Source organism: Candidatus Woesearchaeota archaeon (genome assembly GCA_003694805.1).
GTDB lineage: Archaea > Nanobdellota > Nanobdellia > Woesearchaeales > J110 > J110.
Window position 1 is genome coordinate 21,426 of the sequence record RFJU01000131.1, and the last position, 17,842, is coordinate 39,267.

At 50.3% G+C, this 17,842-nt stretch carries 18 protein-coding genes and 1 tRNA gene; 7 read left to right on the plus strand and 12 right to left on the minus strand.

Annotated elements, in window-relative coordinates; all coding sequences use genetic code 11:
- Positions 1–239: 239 nt before the first annotated feature.
- The 5 genes from aspS to gyrA all read right to left on the minus strand — a co-directional run bounded on the left by aspS (position 240) and on the right by gyrA (position 7,270).
- On the minus strand, positions 240–1,595 hold the full coding sequence (gene aspS, locus D6783_04760) for an aspartate--tRNA ligase (protein RME52405.1): 1,356 nt from the start codon (positions 1,593–1,595) through the stop codon (positions 240–242).
- 376 nt (positions 1,596–1,971) lie between these two features.
- A complete protein-coding gene (locus D6783_04765; GenBank protein RME52406.1) occupies positions 1,972–3,111 on the minus strand; it encodes a hypothetical protein in 1,140 nt (379 codons plus the stop codon).
- Positions 3,080–3,568 carry a hypothetical protein gene (locus tag D6783_04770; GenBank protein RME52407.1) on the minus strand — a complete coding sequence of 163 codons (489 nt, stop codon included), beginning with the start codon at positions 3,566–3,568 and terminating at the stop codon, positions 3,080–3,082. The genes D6783_04765 and D6783_04770 overlap by 32 nt, the downstream gene beginning before the upstream one ends.
- A 16-nt stretch (positions 3,569–3,584) precedes the next feature.
- Entirely contained in the window at positions 3,585–4,685 is a 1,101-nt protein-coding gene (locus tag D6783_04775; protein ID RME52408.1) for a hypothetical protein, read from the minus strand.
- 86 nt (positions 4,686–4,771) lie between these two features.
- Entirely contained in the window at positions 4,772–7,270 is a 2,499-nt protein-coding gene (gene gyrA / locus D6783_04780) for a DNA gyrase subunit A (protein RME52409.1), read from the minus strand.
- 225 nt (positions 7,271–7,495) lie between these two features.
- Here gyrA and D6783_04785 point away from each other — a divergent pair, with 225 nt between their 5' ends.
- Together D6783_04785 and D6783_04790 are read left to right on the plus strand one after the other, a co-directional pair.
- The gene (locus D6783_04785; GenBank protein RME52410.1) at positions 7,496–7,999 is read left to right on the plus strand and encodes a hypothetical protein; all 504 of its coding nucleotides are present in this window, start codon (positions 7,496–7,498) and stop codon (positions 7,997–7,999) included.
- A gap of 18 nt (positions 8,000–8,017) precedes the next feature.
- A complete protein-coding gene (locus D6783_04790) occupies positions 8,018–8,401 on the plus strand; it encodes a hypothetical protein (GenBank protein RME52411.1) in 384 nt (127 codons plus the stop codon).
- Between the two features lie 104 nt (positions 8,402–8,505).
- Here the strand turns inward: D6783_04790 and D6783_04795 are convergent, their stop codons facing one another.
- Positions 8,506–8,721: a hypothetical protein gene (locus D6783_04795; protein RME52412.1), complete on the minus strand. Its 216-nt coding sequence runs from the start codon at positions 8,719–8,721 to the stop codon at positions 8,506–8,508.
- Positions 8,722–8,761: 40 nt separating this feature from the next.
- Here D6783_04795 and D6783_04800 point away from each other — a divergent pair.
- The 4 genes from D6783_04800 (at position 8,762) to D6783_04815 (ending at position 11,102) form a co-directional block, all read left to right on the plus strand.
- Positions 8,762–8,834: transfer RNA gene (locus D6783_04800), tRNA-Pro, on the plus strand.
- A gap of 100 nt (positions 8,835–8,934) precedes the next feature.
- Positions 8,935–9,357 (plus strand): DoxX family membrane protein, encoded by a 423-nt coding sequence (locus D6783_04805; protein RME52458.1) that lies wholly within the window; start codon positions 8,935–8,937, stop codon positions 9,355–9,357.
- Between the two features lie 37 nt (positions 9,358–9,394).
- Positions 9,395–9,826, plus strand: a complete 432-nt coding sequence (locus tag D6783_04810) for a hypothetical protein (GenBank protein ID RME52413.1) — start codon at positions 9,395–9,397, stop codon at positions 9,824–9,826.
- A 130-nt stretch (positions 9,827–9,956) separates the two neighbouring features.
- On the plus strand, positions 9,957–11,102 hold the full coding sequence (locus D6783_04815; GenBank protein ID RME52414.1) for an AAA family ATPase: 1,146 nt from the start codon (positions 9,957–9,959) through the stop codon (positions 11,100–11,102).
- 97 nt (positions 11,103–11,199) lie between these two features.
- Here the strand turns inward: D6783_04815 and D6783_04820 are convergent, their stop codons facing one another.
- The 5 genes from D6783_04820 to endA all read right to left on the minus strand — a co-directional run bounded on the left by D6783_04820 (position 11,200) and on the right by endA (position 16,256).
- Complete coding sequence (locus D6783_04820; GenBank protein ID RME52415.1) at positions 11,200–12,213, minus strand: class I SAM-dependent methyltransferase family protein; 1,014 nt, start codon at positions 12,211–12,213, stop codon at positions 11,200–11,202.
- Positions 12,214–12,365: 152 nt separating this feature from the next.
- Positions 12,366–13,283 carry an EamA family transporter gene (locus D6783_04825; protein RME52416.1) on the minus strand — a complete coding sequence of 306 codons (918 nt, stop codon included), beginning with the start codon at positions 13,281–13,283 and terminating at the stop codon, positions 12,366–12,368.
- Positions 13,284–13,392: 109 nt separating this feature from the next.
- Entirely contained in the window at positions 13,393–14,424 is a 1,032-nt protein-coding gene (locus tag D6783_04830) for a flap endonuclease-1 (protein RME52417.1), read from the minus strand.
- 90 nt (positions 14,425–14,514) lie between these two features.
- Positions 14,515–15,570 (minus strand): hypothetical protein, encoded by a 1,056-nt coding sequence (locus D6783_04835; protein ID RME52418.1) that lies wholly within the window; start codon positions 15,568–15,570, stop codon positions 14,515–14,517.
- A gap of 59 nt (positions 15,571–15,629) precedes the next feature.
- Entirely contained in the window at positions 15,630–16,256 is a 627-nt protein-coding gene (gene endA, locus D6783_04840) for a tRNA-intron lyase (GenBank protein RME52419.1), read from the minus strand.
- A 198-nt stretch (positions 16,257–16,454) separates the two neighbouring features.
- Here endA and rnz point away from each other — a divergent pair, with 198 nt between their 5' ends.
- Entirely contained in the window at positions 16,455–17,351 is an 897-nt protein-coding gene (gene rnz / locus D6783_04845; protein ID RME52420.1) for a ribonuclease Z, read from the plus strand.
- A 33-nt stretch (positions 17,352–17,384) separates the two neighbouring features.
- Here rnz and D6783_04850 read toward each other — a convergent pair whose 3' ends face one another.
- A complete protein-coding gene (locus D6783_04850) occupies positions 17,385–17,600 on the minus strand; it encodes a histone family protein (GenBank protein RME52459.1) in 216 nt (71 codons plus the stop codon).
- Positions 17,601–17,842 lie beyond the last annotated feature (242 nt).

Genomic DNA, 17,842 nt, shown 5'->3' on the forward strand with positions numbered 1-17,842 from the left:
CCAGAGCGTAGAGGACTCCTACGATAATCCAGACGTATGCTATCCACGAACAATCTTTCTGTTTCATTCACTCACCCCCTTTTTTTAAGAGGCGCTTCTTTCGCGCGCCGTAGTTGTTATAACTCTTGGTTATGACGTTAAACGCCACTTATTGGCTTTACAAAACACTGCCATTTAAAAATATTGTGGAAAGAACGGGCTGGGAAGAGCAGGTTTGGAAGAATTTGCGGGGGCGGCACTTATTGTTTCGTGACGGTGAGGCCGAGTTCGTCGAGTTGTGCTTTGCTCACCTTGGAGGGTGCCTGAAGCATCATGTCTTCTGCATCTTTGTTCTTAGGAAAGGCGATGACTTCGCGGATGCTCTCTTCCCCTACGAGGAGCATGGCGAAGCGGTCAAGACCGAACGCGATGCCGCCGAGTGGGGGGTTGCCGTATTGCATTGCATCGAGGAGGAAGCCGAATTTTTCTTTTGCTTCATCTTCGTTGATGCCGAGGAGCTTGAAAACACGCATTTGGGTGTTGTAATCAAAGATTCTGAGACTTCCTCCTGCTATTTCGTTGCCGTTCAGGACGAGGTCATACGCGCGTGCTAGGATTTTTGCAGGGTCTTTCTCCTCAAGGTTCTGGGGGAGGGTGAACGGGTGGTGCATGGCTTTGTAGCGTCCTTCTTCTTCGCTGTACTCGAACATGGGAAAGTTAATAATCCAGCTGAAGTGGAAGTCTTCACCAGGGGCGCGCAGATCTGGGCGGTCCGTGCCGTGTTGTTTCATAACGTCTGCGTAGTTGAGACGTTCAAAAGGGATGGCGATGTCGACGCCGAGGACGTGTTTGAAGACGTGTTGTATCATGCGTTCGATGACGTCGAAGAGGTCGTCTTCTTCAATGAAGCTCATTTCCATGTCAATTTGGGTGAATTCTGGCTGGCGGTCTGCTCTGAGGTCTTCGTCCCGAAAGCACCGGACGATTTGGAAATATTTGTCGTACCCTGCGATCATGAGCAGTTGCTTGAAGAGTTGGGGGCTTTGTGGAAGGGCGTAGAATGTTCCTTTGTGTATTCTACTGGGTACGAGGTAGTCCCTGGCGCCTTCGGGTGTGCTTTTGGCAAGGAACGGCGTTTCTATTTCGAGGAATCCTTCCTTGTCGAGGAAGGTTCTGACGGCTGTTGTGAGCTTATGCCTGAGGGCGAGGTTGCGTTGGAGACGGGGTTTTCTGAGGTCGAGGTAGCGATACGTGAGGCGGGTTTCTTCTGTTGAAGTTATGTTTTCGTCAAGTTCCATGGGGAGTGCTTTTGCTTGGCTGAGGACGGTTAGTTTTGTCGCGGCAACTTCCACTGCTCCCGTGGCGAGTTTGGGGTTCGGGCTTGGCTTCTCCTTGACCGTGCCTTCAACGGTTATGACGCTCTCCCTCTTGAGATTTTTGAGATCTGGCAGGAAGGTTTCGTCAAAGAATACTTGGGTGGTTCCGTAGCGGTCGCGGAGGTTGAGAAAGGCGAATTTTTTCATGATTTTGAGGGTGTCAACCCAGCCGGAGAGGATTACTTGCTTGCCTGCATCCCCTTTGCGCAGCTCGCCGCACGTATGTGTTCGGTACGCCATCGTTCTGTTGGGTGGCGAAAGAAAAAGAGTTATTTAAATCTTGTGTGCGTTGAGATGCTTGGGCGGGTTGGCCGTTGTAGCGTGTGCTGAGCGGGGTTGGGACTGAGAGACGGAAGGATGAAGGGCGCTTCTGCGCCTGCCGGGACTTTCGCCTCTGGGAGCTTTGCACTGGGTTTTCGGGACGAGGTCCGCTTTGGCGTTCCGCCGTCCTTTCGCTTCGTACAAAATCCCTTCGATTCGAACCCGGGTAGCGAGCTTGGGAAGCTCGAATCATAGCCACTAGATCACAGGCGCGAACCCCTCTCCTTCCTGGCCTCTCTTTGTCATCGTCGTGTTTGCTCTGTGCGGGGGCTGCTCTGGTTGAGTGGCGTTGTATTTATGAATTTTTTGCAAAGGCAATGCCTTCTTGAGTGATGGTGAATGATCCTGTCTTGGGGGGGAGGGCTCTGCTCTTGCGCAGGTGAAAGAGCGTTTTTTCTTTGGTTTTTTCTAGTTCTATGAGACATTTGCAGCTGTACTTGACGATTTCTCCTCCGACGATTTTGGTGGTTTCTTTGTTATTGAAGTCGGGGTAGACTTGGGTTGTGATTATCACCGGTATTTGGTCTCTTCTTGCTATTTCTACAAGGTAGCTGAGCTGGAGGCCGAGGGCCCTGCTGGGGAGGTAGGGGTCTTTTGCCTTGCTGAGTTCGAGGCGGTAGAGGGCGCCTATGGAGTCTACGACGATGAGGGCGGTGTTCTTGCTTGCCATGAGTCGTATGGCATCGATGGCTTTTCGCTGGTCTGCGAAGGTTGTTGGCTTGAAGAAGGTGATGCGGTTGAGGGAGTCTTCAAAGTCTGGGTTGACTTGTTTGAATCGTTCAAGGCTGAAGCCGCCCTCTGTGTCAAGCCAGAGTATGGTTCCTGTTTTTTGTGCTGCGGCGCAGATGAGGAGGAGGTTTGTCTTGCCGCTCCCGGCGGGACCGTAGATGGCGGTGACAATGTCTTTTTCGTAGCCTCCCCCAAGGAAGTCATCAAGGTCCTTATTTCCAGAGGTGATGCGCATTATTGCTTTTGGAAGAAGGCGATGTTTCTTTAAATGAGTTATGGGGTTGCTTCCGGAACAGTGTGAAAAAGCGTGTTCAGGCCTTGTTTGAGTGTTTTCTTGTCTGCGATGGTGTTGTGATGATACGGACTGATTGCCCAATATTGATTGTGGCGGGGGTTGACAAAGAAGATTTTGAGCGAGGCGTGAGTGGTGAAGTCGTTCCAGTGTTTTATGAGGAATTGAAGGTTTTCTTTGGTGTTGCGTGTTACGATGGTTTGGTTTTGGGCAGTATCGAGTTCTTTTATTACTTCTTGGTTGAGCCGCTCTCTGATGAGATAGGTGGTGGTGCGGTCTGTGAAGGTGAAGGTTATTTTGTTTTTTTCTTCCCTGATGTCGCGCAGGGTTCTGAAGATGAGGTCGCGAGCTTGAACATAGGTTACTGTCCATTCTTGCAGGTTCATGGTTCGTCCTCGTGTAAGTGTGCTGCATAGAGAGTGGGCACTAGTGTGGCGGTAAAGAACAGCGCTGCAACGATGATGAGGGGGGGCTGCGAGAAGAGCATGAACGTGCGTAGTTTGTGGAGAAGCAGTGCGAGCATTGCGCTGCTTGCAAGGGTGATTGCTGTGATGGTGATTGTTGTTTTGGCGTTGTTGTCTTTGAAGTGGAGGATGGTGCCGGTGATGAAGAGGCCTGCCATGAAGCCCAGTATTGCTGTGAAGAAGAGGGAGGGCGGGGGAGGGAGGAGGAAGTGAACGATGAGGACGAGGATGATTGCGTTTACGTGTGCCGCTGCTGCAATGAGGAGTTGAGCATAGGGGAATGTTTTTTCTATACCCTTGAGTACAGCGTGTTTTTTTCGTTCGGCTTTTTGGATGATTCGTTTGGCATGGCGAATTTCGTGGGGGCGCCATCCTTTCCTGGCCAGTTTGTGCTCATCGATGTGCATGGAGCAATACTCCCTCTCACGTTTGTTTAAATAGGTTGTGTTGGTGGGCGAATTCTGTGAGTGTCGAGAGCAGGTCTTGGTATACAAGGATTCCTGATTGGTTTTTGAGTGTGATGATGGGGGATTCTCCGTAGACCTGCATTGCTTTTTCGTACGTGGCGACGAAACGGAGATGGCTGAGGGTGAAGAGGTGTCGGAGAGGGGTTTGGAGGGTCATGAGTATGGCGTGGACAGCGTGAAGTCCGATGTCGTAGGAAGCAGTGTGGGAGACTTCTTTCCACCTGGCGAGGCGGTTGATGAATGCTTTTTGGTTTGCTTGGACGTCTCCTGCCTTGATTCCAGCGTTGAGTTCGTATGTTCGTTGTCGGAGAAGAGCGTTTAGTTCGTCGCGTACTTGCTTTGCTTTTTCTTCTGCGAGGAGGTAGAGGTATGAGAAATCTGCGTGGGTGAATGCGATTTTTCCCGATTCTTCTCTGTCGATGAACCTCGCAAGCCCTTCTGCAAAGATGTTGATGAAGAAGTGGGTGATAAGCATTCTAAGCTGGTCGATGCCGTGTTCTCTCCACTTGGCGGGATCGTTTGGGATATGTTCTTGCACATGCCGGGTCAGGCGGGGAAGTATGTTTTTGAGGCTACCTAGTATTCCGTGAAAGTAATGGGCGAGGTGGGTGCACTCGTGGATTACTTTTTGTTTCGTGAGAAGGGTGACGTCGTGGAGGTACGCGTTCGTGTTGTCAGGGTTTGAGAAGAATTTTTGTTTGAATTGTTTTTTTGTTAGTTCTTCTCGTGGAACGTTTATGGTGTGTGTTCTGAGGATGTTGGCGATGGCGCGTTCTTCGATATCTCGTGCTGCAATGTGAATGGCGAGGAGTCCTTGTTCGACTTCTTTTTGATAGACGCAGGCAACGCCCTTTGATTGGAAGTGGCTGCGAAGGTAGTCTTCCAAGATGAACGTGAGCGCGGGGAGGGTTGTTGCGATCTTGGAGGTTGCTGCTGCGCTTCTCGCCGCGTTGGTTATGGCTTGGATGGTTATGGCTTGTGCTGAGCTTTTGTTGATAAAAGTGATGGTGCGTCCGTCTCGGAGCGTGTGGTGTGTTTTTGAGCTGAAAAACCCCATTGATTAGTTTGACGGGTCGGGTGCATTTAAACTTTTTGAAAAGAAGATGGTGAAGAAAGGGATTGTTGGTTGTTTTCGCGTTGGAGTTACTTGTCGGTTGTCGGTAGCTCGCCGTTGTCTTCTTTGACGATTTTTGCTGCGGTGATGAGTTTGTCTCCTTCCCGAAGGTTCATGACTCGTACGCCTTGTGTGTTTCTGCCTATCCTTGAGATGTCCTTGGCCCGTGTTCTGATGATCGTTCCTTGCCGGGAGATGAGCATGACTTCATCTTCAGCAGTGACGCTGAGGATTGCTGTTGCTTTGCCGTTGCGATTGTTGCAGATGATGTTTCGAACGCCTTTGCCGCCTCGGTTGGTGAGTCGGTATGCTGAGATGGGCGTACGCTTGCCGTAGCCGTTTTCCGTGACGGTGAGTATATCATTGTGGTCATAGGCAATGATCATTCCGATTATACTTTCGCCTTTTGCAAGGGTTGCTCCTCGAACGCCCATGCTTGATCTGCCTGCCGGCCTGACGTCTTTTTCGTGGAACTTGACCGCTCTCCCGTTGGCTGTGGCGAGGATGACTTGCTTGGTGCCGTCGGTGAGGAGGACGTTGACGAGTTCATCTCCCGGCTTGAGTGTTATTGCAACGATGCCTCCCGAGCGGGGTCTGGAGTATGCTTCGAGCTTTGTTTTTTTGACCGTCCCCTTCTTGGTTGCCATGAGGAGGTAGTGTCCTTGCTTGAATTCCTTGATAGGTATAACTGAGGTGACACGCTCGCCGGGGGAAAGCTTTACGAGGTTGATAAGTGCTCTTCCTTTGGAATAGCGGGAACCTTCAGGGAGGTTGTAGACTTTGAGCCAGTGAACGCGTCCTTTGTCAGTGAAGATGAGGAGGTGCGCGTGGGTGTTGGCTACGAAGAGGTGTTCGACAAAGTCTTCTTCTTTCGTGTTAGTGGCGCGGATGCCAACGCCTCCTCTTCGTTGTATTTTGTATATGTCGATGGGTGTGCGCTTGGCATAGCCTGCGTGGGTGATGGTGACAACCACGTCTTCTTCTGCGACGAGGTCTTCGATGTCAAGATCTCCTTCTTCCTCTGTTATGGTTGTTCGGCGGTCATCTCCGTATTTTTCTGCTATGGTGGTGAGTTCTTTTTTGATGACGTCTTTGATTTTTTCTTCAGATGACAGGAGGTCTTTGAGTTTGGCAATGAGTTCTTTGAGTTGTTTGAGTTCTTCCCGTACTTTTTGTTGTTCCAGGTTTGTGAGCCGCTGGAGGCGCATTTCGAGTATTGCGTTTGCTTGTTCTTTGGTGAGGCGGTACGTGCTGATGAGGTCGGCGCTTGCTTTGGTTGCGTCTTTTGCTGCTTTGATGATTTTTATGACGTTGTCGATGTGTTGGAGTGCGATGACGAGACCTTCGAGGAGGTGGGCTCGTTGTTCTGCTTTGTTGAGGTCGTAGCGGGTGCGTCGTTTGACAACGAGGATGCGGTGGTCTATGAATTTTTCAAGGATTTCCTTTATTGTGCACACTCGTGGTTGTCCTTTGTCGATGACGAGGAGGTTGATGCCGAAGGTTGTTTGGAGACGGGTATTTTTGAAGAGCTTGTTTTTGATAACGTCTGCGTTAGCGCCTTTCTTGAGTTCTATGACGACGCGCATTCCTGTTCGGTCGCTCTCGTCTCGCAGGTCGCTGATGCCGTCGACGATTTTGTCGTTGACGAGGCGTGCTATTTGTTCGATGAGCTCTGCCTTGTTGACTTGGTAGGGGATTTCTTTGATGATGATGTTTTCCTTTTCTCCGCGGGTTTCTGTTGTGAGGACTGCTTTAACCCTGATTTTTCCTCTTCCTGTTGCGTAGGCGTGGGCGATACCTGCTCTTCCGGCTATAACGCCGCCGGTGGGGAAGTCCGGGCCGGGCAGGATTTCCATGATTGCTTTGGGGTCAAGGTCTGGGTTGTCGATGAGTTTGCAGGTTGCATGGCAGACTTCTTTGAGGTTGTGCGGGGGTATGTTGGTTGCCATTCCGACGGCGATGCCGCTTGAGCCATTGACGAGGAGGTTGGGGAATGCTGCGGGGAGGATGACGGGTTCTTTGAGGGAGCCGTCAAAGTTGTCGGTCATGTCGACTGTGTCTTTTTCTATGTCGCGGAGGAGTTCTTCAGCAATTTTTGCAAGGCGCGCTTCGGTGTAGCGCATTGCAGCAGGGTTGTCACCGTCGATGCTGCCGAAGTTTCCTTGGCCGTCGATGAGGGGGTGGCGCATGCTGAAGTCTTGGGCCATGCGAACGAGGGCTTCGTAGACGGCGCTGTCGCCGTGGGGGTGGTATTTGCCGAGGACTTCTCCAACGATGCGTGCGCATTTTTTGTAGGAAGAAGTGGGTTTGATGCCCATGTCATGCATGGCGTAGAGAATTCTTCGATGAACGGGTTTCAGCCCGTCGCGCACATCAGGGAGGGCTCTGCCGACAATGACGGACATGGCGTATCCGAGGTAGGAGGTTTTCATTTCCTCCTCGATGACGCGAGGCACGATGCGTTCGGAAGAAGCTTGTGACGTGGTCGCGGTGTTTTGTGGCTCAGGTTCTGCTTCTTTTTTTGTCATGGAAGGTCTCCGCTTCGTCACGTGCGTATTTTTGGTTGCGTGCGTGATTGAAACAGCGTTTTATTTAAATAGGTTGTGTTTTTGAATTTGCTAAAATTTATTGGTTTTAGACCCTTAAACACTCAAAACTAAGAATAAATTACTTGATAGTGGTTAAAAAGGAAAAATTTATAAAAAGGGGAGGGTTGCAAAGTTACGATGCAGCTATAAAAAAAATAAAAAAACATGGTTGCAGAGGGGAAGAAGACAACGTTATTGAAGCACAAACACACGATGAACACAGAAGTGAAGAAAGAAAAAAAAAGCGTGTGGAAGCGAGCGTTGTATGCTGCAACAACAATCGCCCTTGCCAGTTCGCTCTACGCTTGTAGCACGGTTGGCGCGTTCTACGTTGGAAGAGTTTCTGGGGCGCTGCGCGCAAAGGAACGTGTTGTTTCGGTGCTCAGCGAGGAAGAGCAAAAAATAAGAAGTAATCGTGTCTTGCGTGAAGACGCGCGTGATCTGTTGGCAGATGGCATCGAAATGAGCGGAGAAGTCGTTAAGAAGTTAAGTCTTGGTGATTTACTATCCGAAAATCGAGAGGTTGAAAAGCGCTCGATTCGCAAACAAGAAAGGGAACGCAAGCCAGGCGTATGGAGGGACGGCGAGGAACAAGACGCGTATTTAGGCACCCGTCCTGGCCTTGAAGAGGATGTTCAAGCTGAGACAGCGTATTGGCAGAGGCAGTAGAGGAGGAGTTTTGCAACAATGAAGTACGAACTCTTGTCAAACCAAGGATCTGGTAAAGACGACAGCGCTGACGAGTATGTTCCTTTTGAGAAGGAGTCTGCGCACGCCTTTTGGAGAGGAATGGTAGTTGCGGCTGCGCTCTACACCGTCGCCACGGGGTTTTATGCGTGCAAGGAGTTCTCGTCGGGAAAGATGCACTGGGGAAGCAGGAATAGTGCAAGCCAAAATAGTGCAAGTCCTGTAGGGCAAACAAGAGGAGGGGATGCTTGCTCGACAACACGGCATTTTCAAGGCAGAATTTCCTTGGAATCTCTCACGAATGAAAAGTGTGAAAGCCCGCGCGACGATTTGGCAAAGGAGATGGTGGTGCTCGACCCCGCTCACGCTTCAAGAGATCAGTGATTTTTTTAAGAGCGAGTCAAGGATAACCGCAGTCAAGGCCGGCTCTGTGCCCGCTATGCGCCGTGCTCGTGTCTGCCTGCCAGTTGCCAAGACTTTTGCACAGTTCACTTGACGGCACGAATGCGTGAGGCGTCGGGCGAGGGGCGGATGTTAAAGGTTCTGCCGCAGTAAACACAGCGTTTGCGCTTCTTCGTAATGTCCCCCTTTCTTGGCTGACAGCGTTGGCTTTTTCCGCAGCGAGGGCAGATAACAACGAGCATGGTGCAGGGAACGAGCCATAATGCTTTTAAATCTTCCTTCTTCCCGTCCAGTGTTCCCATCCGGTGCATGTGCTGGTCGCGGAAGAGGCGTTTGTTCGTTGGGGCTGTAGTGTAGCTTGGTATCACTGGCGGTTCGGGGCCGCCCAACCGGGGTTCGAATCCTCGCAGCCCCATGTGTTTTTTTCGCTAGCGTATGATGCTGAACGGGTGCGAGAGGGATCGCGTGTTGGATGTTTGGATGTTGTTTGATGGATGGCGCGTGGGGAGGTAGTAATGCGAAAGGAGCGTATTGTTTCGTGGTCGTTGCGGGTGTTGTGTGCAGTCATTTTGCTGCAAACGCTATTTTTTAAATTCGGCGGTGCAGAAGAGTCGCGAAGGATTTTTTCTGCGCTGGGAGTTGAACCGTGGGGGAGGATTGTAGTGGGGTTGTTCGAATTGGTTGCTGCCGTGCTTCTTTTCTTGCCTTCGATGACTTGGCTCGGTGCGCTGTTTTCAGCGGTTCTTATGGCCGGTGCAATCTTCGCGCACGTGACGGTACTGGGTGTAGCGTTGCAAAACGTTGTGAAGGGAGGGGACGGCGGCCTTCTCTTCTCGCTCGCGGTGGTTGTTTTTTTCGCCAGCCTCGCCTTATTTGTTCTTGAGTGGAAGGAGGGGAGGCCGAAGGTTTTCGTCGAAGAACACTTGCTAAAAAGATAATTTTTTATTGGGACCTGGCCTTCGGTGGTTGCCGGTGATGTCTCTCTATTGCAAGCGGATCGTCAACATTAACGTGAACATTGTTCTTGCTAGCGCGCTCGCGGCTGTTTTGACTGCGCCGATCATTGAGGTGCTCGAGGAGCACTTGAGAAGCATTGCGCTGGTTGTGCTCTCCTCTTTGGTCATTGATGCGATTTTTGATTTCAGCATTTTTTCGCTGTTGCATTGGTTCGCAAACAAATCCTTGCAGGGAACACGATTTTTGAGGGACGTGCTTACGCTGCAAAAACAAAGGGTGTTTTTGACTCCGCTTTTCTATGGCGTGGCCACGGGAACTCAGACAGCGTTGTTGGTATTGGGCAGGGGTGCTGGATTTTCAGTGGTTGTCGCGTATTTTCTTGCCATTCTCGTTACAAGGTGCGTTCACACGCTCTACGGCTTGAAATGCGGCCTTTTTGTAGGAGAATAGAGAAATTGTAAGGCGAATAAAGGCGAATAGGTGGGAGAATAGGCGAAAATACTGCTGGGTGCCGCCCAGCCGGCTGTATTTCGACGAGAAAAGAGCAAGGTTTATAAAGGTGGAATGCTTTAACTCCCCGATGCGCAACCAGTCTGCATCACGCGAAGAGGAAGCTATGTTTTCTTACTCGCTTTCCTTGAGCGACTTAGAAGAGGAAAATAAGATTCTAAAAGAGACAGTAAACCAGCTCCGATCAGAGCTTAACCGCCTTAAGTCTCCGGCGCTTTTGATTGCAGAGTTCGTCAAGTATGTGAACGAGCACGCCATCATCAAAGTTTCCAACGGCAATCAGTTCTATGTTGAAATTGCTTCCAATGTGAAAAACCTCTCGCCTGGAGATTCTGTGCTTGTTGAACAGAAGAACTTGACCATTGTTGACAAGATTCGTTCTCCTAAGAAGTTTAATGTTGAGAGCTTCGTCATTGTTGAAAAGCCAAAACTGAGTTGGAAGGATATTGGCGGGCTTGCTGCGCAAAGCGAAGAGCTCAAAGAAGTTATTGAGCTTCCCTTGCTCAAGCCAGAATTGTTTCGCAAGGTAGGCATTGTCCCGCCAAAAGGCGTGCTCCTGCACGGCCCGCCCGGGACGGGGAAGACGTTGCTTGCTAAAGCTGTTGCTGCTTCTACGAAGTCTACGTTTATTGAAGTGGTTGGTTCGGAGCTGGTGCAGAAGTTCATTGGTGAAGGCGCGAAGCTGGTGAAGGAGATTTTTCAGCTGGCGCGTGAGAAGGCGCCGAGCATCGTATTCATTGATGAGATTGACGCGTTGGCTGCGAAGCGCGTTGATGTGGGTACGTCAGGGGAGCGCGAGGTGCAACGGACGTTCATGCAACTCTTGGCAGAGATTGATGGCTTCAAGAACTTGGGGAATGTGAAGGTCATTGGGTGTACAAACCGGCTTGACATCCTCGACCCTGCTATCACCCGTCCTGGAAGGCTTGATCGGCTCATCGAGGTTGGCACGCCGGACTTGGAGGGTGTGAAAGAGATTTTCAAGATTCACGCTAAAAACATGCGTTTCAAGAAAAACATTGATTTCAAGAAGGTGTTTTCTAGGTTGAAAGGGCATTCGGGCGCCGAAATTAAAGCAGTGGTGACAGAAGCTGGTTACTTCGCAATCAGGAACAGGCGCACGGTTATTGCTGAAAGTGACTTGCTGAAAGCCATCCAAAAAGTGAAGCGAGAAGAGAGTGCTGAAAGCAGCGATTATCGACGCATGTTTGGATGAGGACAAAAAAATTGTTCAGGGCAGGTTCTGTGCGTTGTTGCTGCACGATCTTAATGCAAGCTCGGTGTTCTAGCTGCGTGCGTGGAATGCTTAGCGCTTAGACTATTTGTATGTCGTAGCAGACGCGAAAGGTTCCTGGTGCGTGTTGGCCGCAGAGTTCGGCAGAAAGAAGGCTTGCATCAAATCCTTCTTTTTTGATTGCTTGTTTGAGCTCTTCACCTCGAGAGTGAAGCATTTCTTCTTTGACGAATTGGTAGAGGTGAATGATGCCTCCTTGAACGATTTTGGGAAGTGCGACGTCGAGGTACGTTTCTGCCGCTTTAGGCAGGGGCATGACTATTCTGTCAAAGCACCCTTCAAGAAGGGGGGCTTTGTCTCTGACATCGCCTTGGATGAGGTGGACGTGTTGGAGTTTGTTGAGCGAGACGTTTTCGAGTCCGAATTGGTGGCCTTGGGGGTTGAGTTCGATGCCGATGACTTCGCTAGGTTTTGCGAGCTTGGCTATGACGCAAGGATAAGGAGCGCATCCGGAAAACATGACAAGAACTCGTTCGCCGGGCTCTACTTGTTCTGCGATGCGTTTGCGTTCAGTCGCGAGGCGGGGTGAGAAGTAGACGGTTTCGACGTTGAGTTTGAGGAGGACGCCGTTTTCCTTGTGGATTGTTTCTTTTCGTTTTTCTCCTGCGAGGTGTTTGAGGGTTTGCGTTCGGTATGGGCCTTCGTGTTTTCCTTTTTGATAGACTGCTTTGATGTTGGGAAAGAGTGTTAACAGTGTTTGCGCGATGAGGGTTGCTTTTTTTTGGAGCTTGGCATCAACTTCAATGATCGCGATGTCGCCGATGAGGTCATAGGCGGTTTTGAGGCTTGCTTGTTCCTCCGGTGATAGTTTTTTGGCTAGTGCTTCTTTGAGGTTGGTTTGTGGTTGTTTTTTCAGCCCGTCGCGCTCGATAAGCGGGTAGTCGAGGTCATCCACTGCTGCGCCTTCTTTGATGGGGAAGTAGACGTAGGATTCGTCGCTCTGTGCCTTCGTCGCGTAGTCTAAAGCGCCGTGGCTGACGAGCATGCTCTTCGTCACTTCAGCATCTGTTTTGGGGACGCGTAAAAATTTCATGGTTTGTTTGTTAGTACTTTTTGATTGACGGAAGCGGTCTTGATTAAAAAAGGTTGGTGTGAATGGCGCTCTTGAATAAGTGGTTGTTTGTTTTTCAGTTGTTGATTTCTGTTGTCGATACTGTTTTGTTGCTTGTCACAAGGGCGTGCTTGCTAGAGTATGATGAGGACGCTTCCCAAAATCATTAGCGTTGATGCGAGGAGTTTTCTTGGGATGTTGTCTTCTTTGAAGAGTTTTCCTCCGATGAGAACGACAAAGAACGCGCTGGTCCTCCGAACGGGTATGAACAGGCTTATTTTCGTTGACGGCTGGCTTATCGCGGCCAGGGAGATGGTGACACTGACGATGTTGATGGCCGCGATGGTGAGGAACCACTTCCAATCTTTTTCAATGTCGGGGAGGATGTCTTTGATGCCGAAGCGGAAGTATTCCAGTATGAGAAAGTTGATGGTGATGAAGAGCCAGAGGAGGAAGAGGTAGAGGAGAATGGATGTTCCTACAAACGTGTTGAAGAAGAATTTTTCGACTGCTTGGGCTAGGCTGAGGACGATCATGGCGAAGACGATGTAGTGGACGTGTTTGCTGGTGAGGAAGAGTTGAATCGGTTTGAGTGGTGATTGGTGGGGGGTGGTTTGGAGGAGGTATGCGCCGGCGAGCATGGTGAAGACGCCAATGAGTTGAAGGGGGGTTGTTGTTTCGTGCAAGAAGAAAAAGCTGATGACGAGAAGGAAGAGGGGGCTGAAGTTTTGGAGTGGAGTGGTGAAGCTGACTTGTAGGTGCCGTTGGGCTTTCGTGCGGTAGAGGATGCCTGCGGCAGTCATTACTGCGATGAAGTAGAGAAGAAGGACTGATTGCCACGTGAGGGTTTGCCAAGGGAGGAAGGGGACGAGGGGAAGGAGAAGGGCTGTATTGAAGAGTGCTCTGACGGAGCTGAACTCGAGGGCGTGCTCGTGGCCGAGGACGTGCTTGGTGAGGATGGTTGCTGCTGCGATGAGCACTGCCGAGGTAAGCGCGAGAAGATACCAAGGAAGGCTCGCGATTGTTGTTAGGAGATTGGCGAGTACTGTCATGGTGTCGTCGTCCTTTCAATACTGGTTCATTATAAATGCTTTGGTTGCGTGCAGGGTTTGGCGGAGGGGCTGCGGGGGTGTGGCGGGCGAGGCGCGGTGGTGGTTGGCGTTAAAAGTAGTCTGCGAGGCCTTTTTGGTTGAGAATGCGGGAGTTTTCTAGTTTTTTGATCGTGTGTTCGACGCGTTCCGGTGAGAAGTCGTGTTCTTGCACGAGAAGATTTCGAATGCGGACCGGGTTCGGCTTTTCTCTCTTGATGGTGTACTGGGTTGTGATGGCGGGTTGTTTGAAGAGCTTGAATATTTCTTTCCAGGGGATGTTTGTTTGTTCTTCCCATTTGGCTTCTTTGAAGGCGGCTTCAAAGTTGGTGCCGTGTTTGCGGAGGAGGGCGAGTGCTTTTTTGGGGCCGATGCCTTTTGCGCCTCCCGGGCAGTAGTCTGTTCCGACGAGGATGCCAAGGGCGATGAGTTGATCTTGGGTGATTTGTAAGTGGTTCAGCGTCTGAGTTAATGTCACGAGTTCAGGGTGGGTGGTTTGATAGATGTGTTTGCCGACTTGTTTTCGTTTTCCTGCGATGTTAAGGTTTTTGATGAGGCGGGGCGCTCCAAAGAGGAGTGCGTCTGCATCTTGGGAAACGACTGCGTAGGCGTCTCCGTTCTTGACGAGGTAGGCCGCTTGAGCTTCTCCTTCGCTTGGTGCATCAATGGATGGAACGCCCATGCTTGAGAGGAGTTTTTTGGCTTCTGAGATAAGGTCTGGCGTGAGTTTCGTCGTTCTGCCTGCATACTTGGCCATGGCTTCAACGTCTTCGCTTGCTTTCGCTTCTTCAAAGGCGGCGGCGGCTGCTTCCTTGAGCGCTCTTCTTCTTCTGATTTCCTCTTGTTTGAGCTCTGGCGGTTTTCCGTCAAAAACGAAGACGGGGAGTATGTTTTTTTCGATGAGTGTCGCGGTGCGGTTGAAAAGGCCGATGAGATGGCTGGTGATATTGCCCTTGCTGTCGCGCAGAGGTGTCCCGTCGCGCATGCGTATGGTCGTGAGGAATTGGTAGATGATGTTGTGGGCGTCGATAGCGAGTTGCTTGCCTGCTAGTTCTTCGAGGGTTATTGGTGTAGGGGTGAGGAGAGGTGTGATGTTTGTTCCCATTGTGCGTTTGATTTGTTATTTTTCTCTTGTTTTTCCTGTGTTTATGTTTTGGTGCTTGATTGCGTGTTGGTGTTTCAGGGCGGGGTTGTTTTAGGGGAGGTGTTTGACGGTGATTCCTTTGAGTTCATGACTTATTTTTTCCAAGGCTTTCTTCGTGACATCTCCAGTGGTGAGGTAGATGACAGGTAGCTTGCGGAGCTGGCCTTGGAGAAGTGCTGCTGAGAGGTCTCCTTCGTTGCTGCGTTTTTTATTTTTTGCTTTACAAAAAAATTCTTGTCTTCCTATCGTCGTTGGTATGGTGATGACGAGTTCAATGTCTGTGTTTTTTCTGATGATTTTTTGTTCTTTTATTTTGATTTTTTTCTCTTCGAAAAACTTCTTGATTTTTTTGTAGAATTTGTCGTTATAGTTGAATGTGTCCTTAGGCGTTATTGTTTGTTGTTCTTGCGTGGCTTGTTTTTCTGGGGCCCTGCGCGGTCTTTGTAGAGAAGGCGTGGGTGGTGGGGCTTTGGGGTGTAGCGTTTCTTGACGGGTTTGTTTGTTGTCTGGTGTGTTGGGGCTTGTTTTATGCTCGCTTGCGGGTGTTATCGCTGGAGGCGCTCGTTGATGTTCTGAATAGCGTGCAGGTTGGTTTTTCTGTTCGTGGAGCGTTGTGCTTCTGTGTTTTTGCTCGGGGCGCGGCGGGGCAGGGGCTGGCGTGTTTTTCTGATGTTTTTGTGCAAGGAGTGCTTGGATTTGGGCGTCGCTGGCGAGGTAGTATTTCCAGTAGAGTTCTTCTCCTTGGGAGGTCTTGACTATGAGGGGTTTTGCATAGTCCTTGATGGTTCTGAGCGACACTCGTTCGAGGGGTGTTTGTTCTTTGTCTTTGAGGAGCTTTGCTCGTTTGAGTTTTTCAAGTGTCTTCCTGTCCTTTTCGTTGAGGTAGGTTGCTAGGCTCTCCAGTCTTGGTTCTTGGCCGGGGAGGTAGTAGAAGGGGCTTGAGCCTATCTTGATGTTGGTTACTTTAACGGCTCCTGAAGCTGCTAGTTCTGAGAGGATGGCTCCGATGAAGGTCGTGTCTCCGCCGAGTTCTTTTTTTATGCGTGCGGGGTAGAGGGGGCCTTTTTGGCGCAGGAGGGTTGTGATGTTTTCTTTGGTGAGGAGCATGGGCTGTCTTGTTTATTGTTTTTTGAGGGTTGGGTTGAGGCTGAGGCGGGGAGGGGGTGTTATGGGCGCATCCAGCGCACTTCCCAGTAGCTTACATCTCCTTCGTCGTCGACGACGCCGAGCATGAGGCGTTTTTTGGTGCTGTGGGCTACGCGGTTTTTGGCGGCGAATTCGTGCCAGGTGAGGGTTTCTCCTTCGTGGACGGGGAAGACGACCCATCTGGCGTGGTCCTCGCCTGGCTTGACGCCGCGGTCGTAGATGCGAAAATCAGCGCCGAATTTGAGGGCGGTCTTGATGATGTAGCCTCTATTGCGAATGTCTTTGTAGACCATGTAGCGTACCCAAAAGTCGGGTTCTTCTTTGATGGCGCGTTTGAGGTAGCGTTCGGTGGTGAATGGTTGGTTTCTGCCATCGAGAATGATGAGTTTTCCTTTCTCGAGGAGGTAGAGTGCTTCAAGGAGGCTGAGTTGCACTTTTCCGTCTTCGAGGAGGGAGCCGAACCTGTTTTGGTGGTAGAGGTCTCTTGCGGCGTCTGAGTTCTCAGTGATGACTCTGTGAACGGCCCAGTGTGCCTTGGCAGGTTCTTTTTTCTTCGTGGTTTGTTTGCTTGTTTCTTTGTTTTCTTTTTTCTCGGAGGACTTGCTTGTTTTCTTCTTGGTTGTTGCTTTCTTTTTTGCTGCTGGCATGGGTTGATTGTGCTCTGATGATGTTTATATATCTATCTTGTGAGGGGGGTTGTCGTCCCCAACAACAATTTTTTTCCATATGGACGATAATTGGCTGTTTGGATTGGCGGTGCACTGATCTTGAGCGGCGCCGATTCGCCCAGCTCAAACAACGCAAACAAAGATAGTTTAAAAAACAGACAGTGTTTTTCTTGCTGTATGGAGTTGCACATTTTAGGAACCTCAGGCATGGTGCCCACGAAAGAGCGAAACGTCCAAGGTCTTGCCCTCGTTTACAAGGGAGAAGTGCTTTTGTTTGATTGCGGAGAGGGAACCCAGCGGCAGATGAACATTGCCGGGCTGAACAGAACGAAGGTGCGCAAGATCTTGATATCTCATTGGCATGGCGATCACGTAGCGGGGCTTATTGGTTTGCTGCAAACTATTGGTAATAGCGACAACCCACAGCCCGTTTCGTTGTGGGGGCCTCCGGGGACGAAGAAGCACATGGATCACTTGGTTCGATCGGTGATTTGGGATGTTAAAGTCGACCTTGCCGTGCATGAAATCAGGCCGCGCTGCGTGTCTGTCTTCTTTGAAAATGAAGACTATGCTCTTTCTTCTGCCCGTCTAGACCACAGCGCGCCATGTCTTGGCTTTCGTTTTGAAGAAAAAGCAAAGCGGCGTATGTTGCCTGAGAAGCTGAAAAAGGCGGGCGTGAGGGGTCGCTTGATTGGCGAATTGCAAAGGGGAAAATCGGTGAAGATTGGCGGCAAGGATGTTCATCCTGATGATGTTTCGCTTGTAAAAAAAGGCCGTTCCTTTGCCCTTGTTGCCGATACGCGTTTGTGCCAGTCTGCTGTTGACCTTGCAGGAGGAGCGGACGTGTTAGTGTGCGAGTCTAGTTTTGATTCGTCAATGCAGGACAAAGCTGATGAGCGCAAGCACTTAACGGTGAGAGACGCGTGTCAGATTGCGCAGATGAGCGGGGTGAAACGGTTGGTGCTCACGCATTTCAGTCAGCGGTATAAGTCGCTCAAGGCGTTGGAGGAGGAAGCAAAAACGTTGTTTCCGAACGTGGCGATGGCCCACGATTTTATGGTTGTTCGATTTTAAGGGCTTGTGTAGGGGTGGTTGTTGCGTCCGATCTTAGTTGGTTTTCTGAGCGAGTTTTATGTCAGTTGCTCGCACGGTTTTCCTGCCAGCGTGTTTGGCTAGCTTAATTGCTTCCTCTCCGAGGACTTGCGAGTATTCTTCCAGAATGTCACGGAGTGCTGATTTCGCATCTTCTGAGACCCTGTAGGCTCCTGCGTTTTTGAGGAGTCGTTCCATCGCTGCGAGAGGAAGCAGGTGTCGTTTCGTCATGGTTTTTTTCACCTCTGCGTTTTAGCTCTTCTCATCTTTCTCGCTTAAATAAATATCGGTTAATAACGATCAAGGTAACGTTAACCCCCAGGTCGCGTCTCAAGAAAAGTCTCACGACGCGGGGCGAGTATTGCAGTCAAGAAAGAACCGTTCTTCCCCTCTTTCTTCCCCTCCATTAATGCGGAGTGGATGATTGTTAACGAGAGGCAACAGGCGGTGCGGACGTGGCTCGACGTGACAAG

Excerpts from the sequence above, each read along its gene's own strand:
- D6783_04815 (RME52414.1), top strand. The coding sequence starts at position 9,957 with ATGCGCAACCAGTCTGCATCACGCGAAGAGGAAGCTATGTTTTCTTAC.
- rnz (RME52420.1), top strand. The coding sequence starts at position 16,455 with ATGGAGTTGCACATTTTAGGAACCTCAGGCATGGTGCCCACGAAAGAG.
- D6783_04850 (RME52459.1), bottom strand. The coding sequence starts at position 17,600 with ATGACGAAACGACACCTGCTTCCTCTCGCAGCGATGGAACGACTCCTC.
- D6783_04825 (RME52416.1), bottom strand. The coding sequence starts at position 13,283 with ATGACAGTACTCGCCAATCTCCTAACAACAATCGCGAGCCTTCCTTGG.
- D6783_04810 (RME52413.1), top strand. The coding sequence starts at position 9,395 with ATGTCTCTCTATTGCAAGCGGATCGTCAACATTAACGTGAACATTGTT.
- D6783_04795 (RME52412.1), bottom strand. The coding sequence starts at position 8,721 with ATGGGAACACTGGACGGGAAGAAGGAAGATTTAAAAGCATTATGGCTC.
- D6783_04770 (RME52407.1), bottom strand. The coding sequence starts at position 3,568 with ATGCACATCGATGAGCACAAACTGGCCAGGAAAGGATGGCGCCCCCAC.
- aspS (RME52405.1), bottom strand. The coding sequence starts at position 1,595 with ATGGCGTACCGAACACATACGTGCGGCGAGCTGCGCAAAGGGGATGCA.
- D6783_04790 (RME52411.1), top strand. The coding sequence starts at position 8,018 with ATGAAGTACGAACTCTTGTCAAACCAAGGATCTGGTAAAGACGACAGC.
- gyrA (RME52409.1), bottom strand. The coding sequence starts at position 7,270 with ATGACAAAAAAAGAAGCAGAACCTGAGCCACAAAACACCGCGACCACG.
- D6783_04765 (RME52406.1), bottom strand. The coding sequence starts at position 3,111 with ATGCAGCACACTTACACGAGGACGAACCATGAACCTGCAAGAATGGAC.
- D6783_04785 (RME52410.1), top strand. The coding sequence starts at position 7,496 with ATGGTTGCAGAGGGGAAGAAGACAACGTTATTGAAGCACAAACACACG.
- D6783_04830 (RME52417.1), bottom strand. The coding sequence starts at position 14,424 with ATGGGAACAAACATCACACCTCTCCTCACCCCTACACCAATAACCCTC.
- D6783_04775 (RME52408.1), bottom strand. The coding sequence starts at position 4,685 with ATGGGGTTTTTCAGCTCAAAAACACACCACACGCTCCGAGACGGACGC.
- endA (RME52419.1), bottom strand. The coding sequence starts at position 16,256 with ATGCCAGCAGCAAAAAAGAAAGCAACAACCAAGAAGAAAACAAGCAAG.
- D6783_04835 (RME52418.1), bottom strand. The coding sequence starts at position 15,570 with ATGCTCCTCACCAAAGAAAACATCACAACCCTCCTGCGCCAAAAAGGC.
- D6783_04805 (RME52458.1), top strand. The coding sequence starts at position 8,935 with ATGCGAAAGGAGCGTATTGTTTCGTGGTCGTTGCGGGTGTTGTGTGCA.
- D6783_04820 (RME52415.1), bottom strand. The coding sequence starts at position 12,213 with ATGAAATTTTTACGCGTCCCCAAAACAGATGCTGAAGTGACGAAGAGC.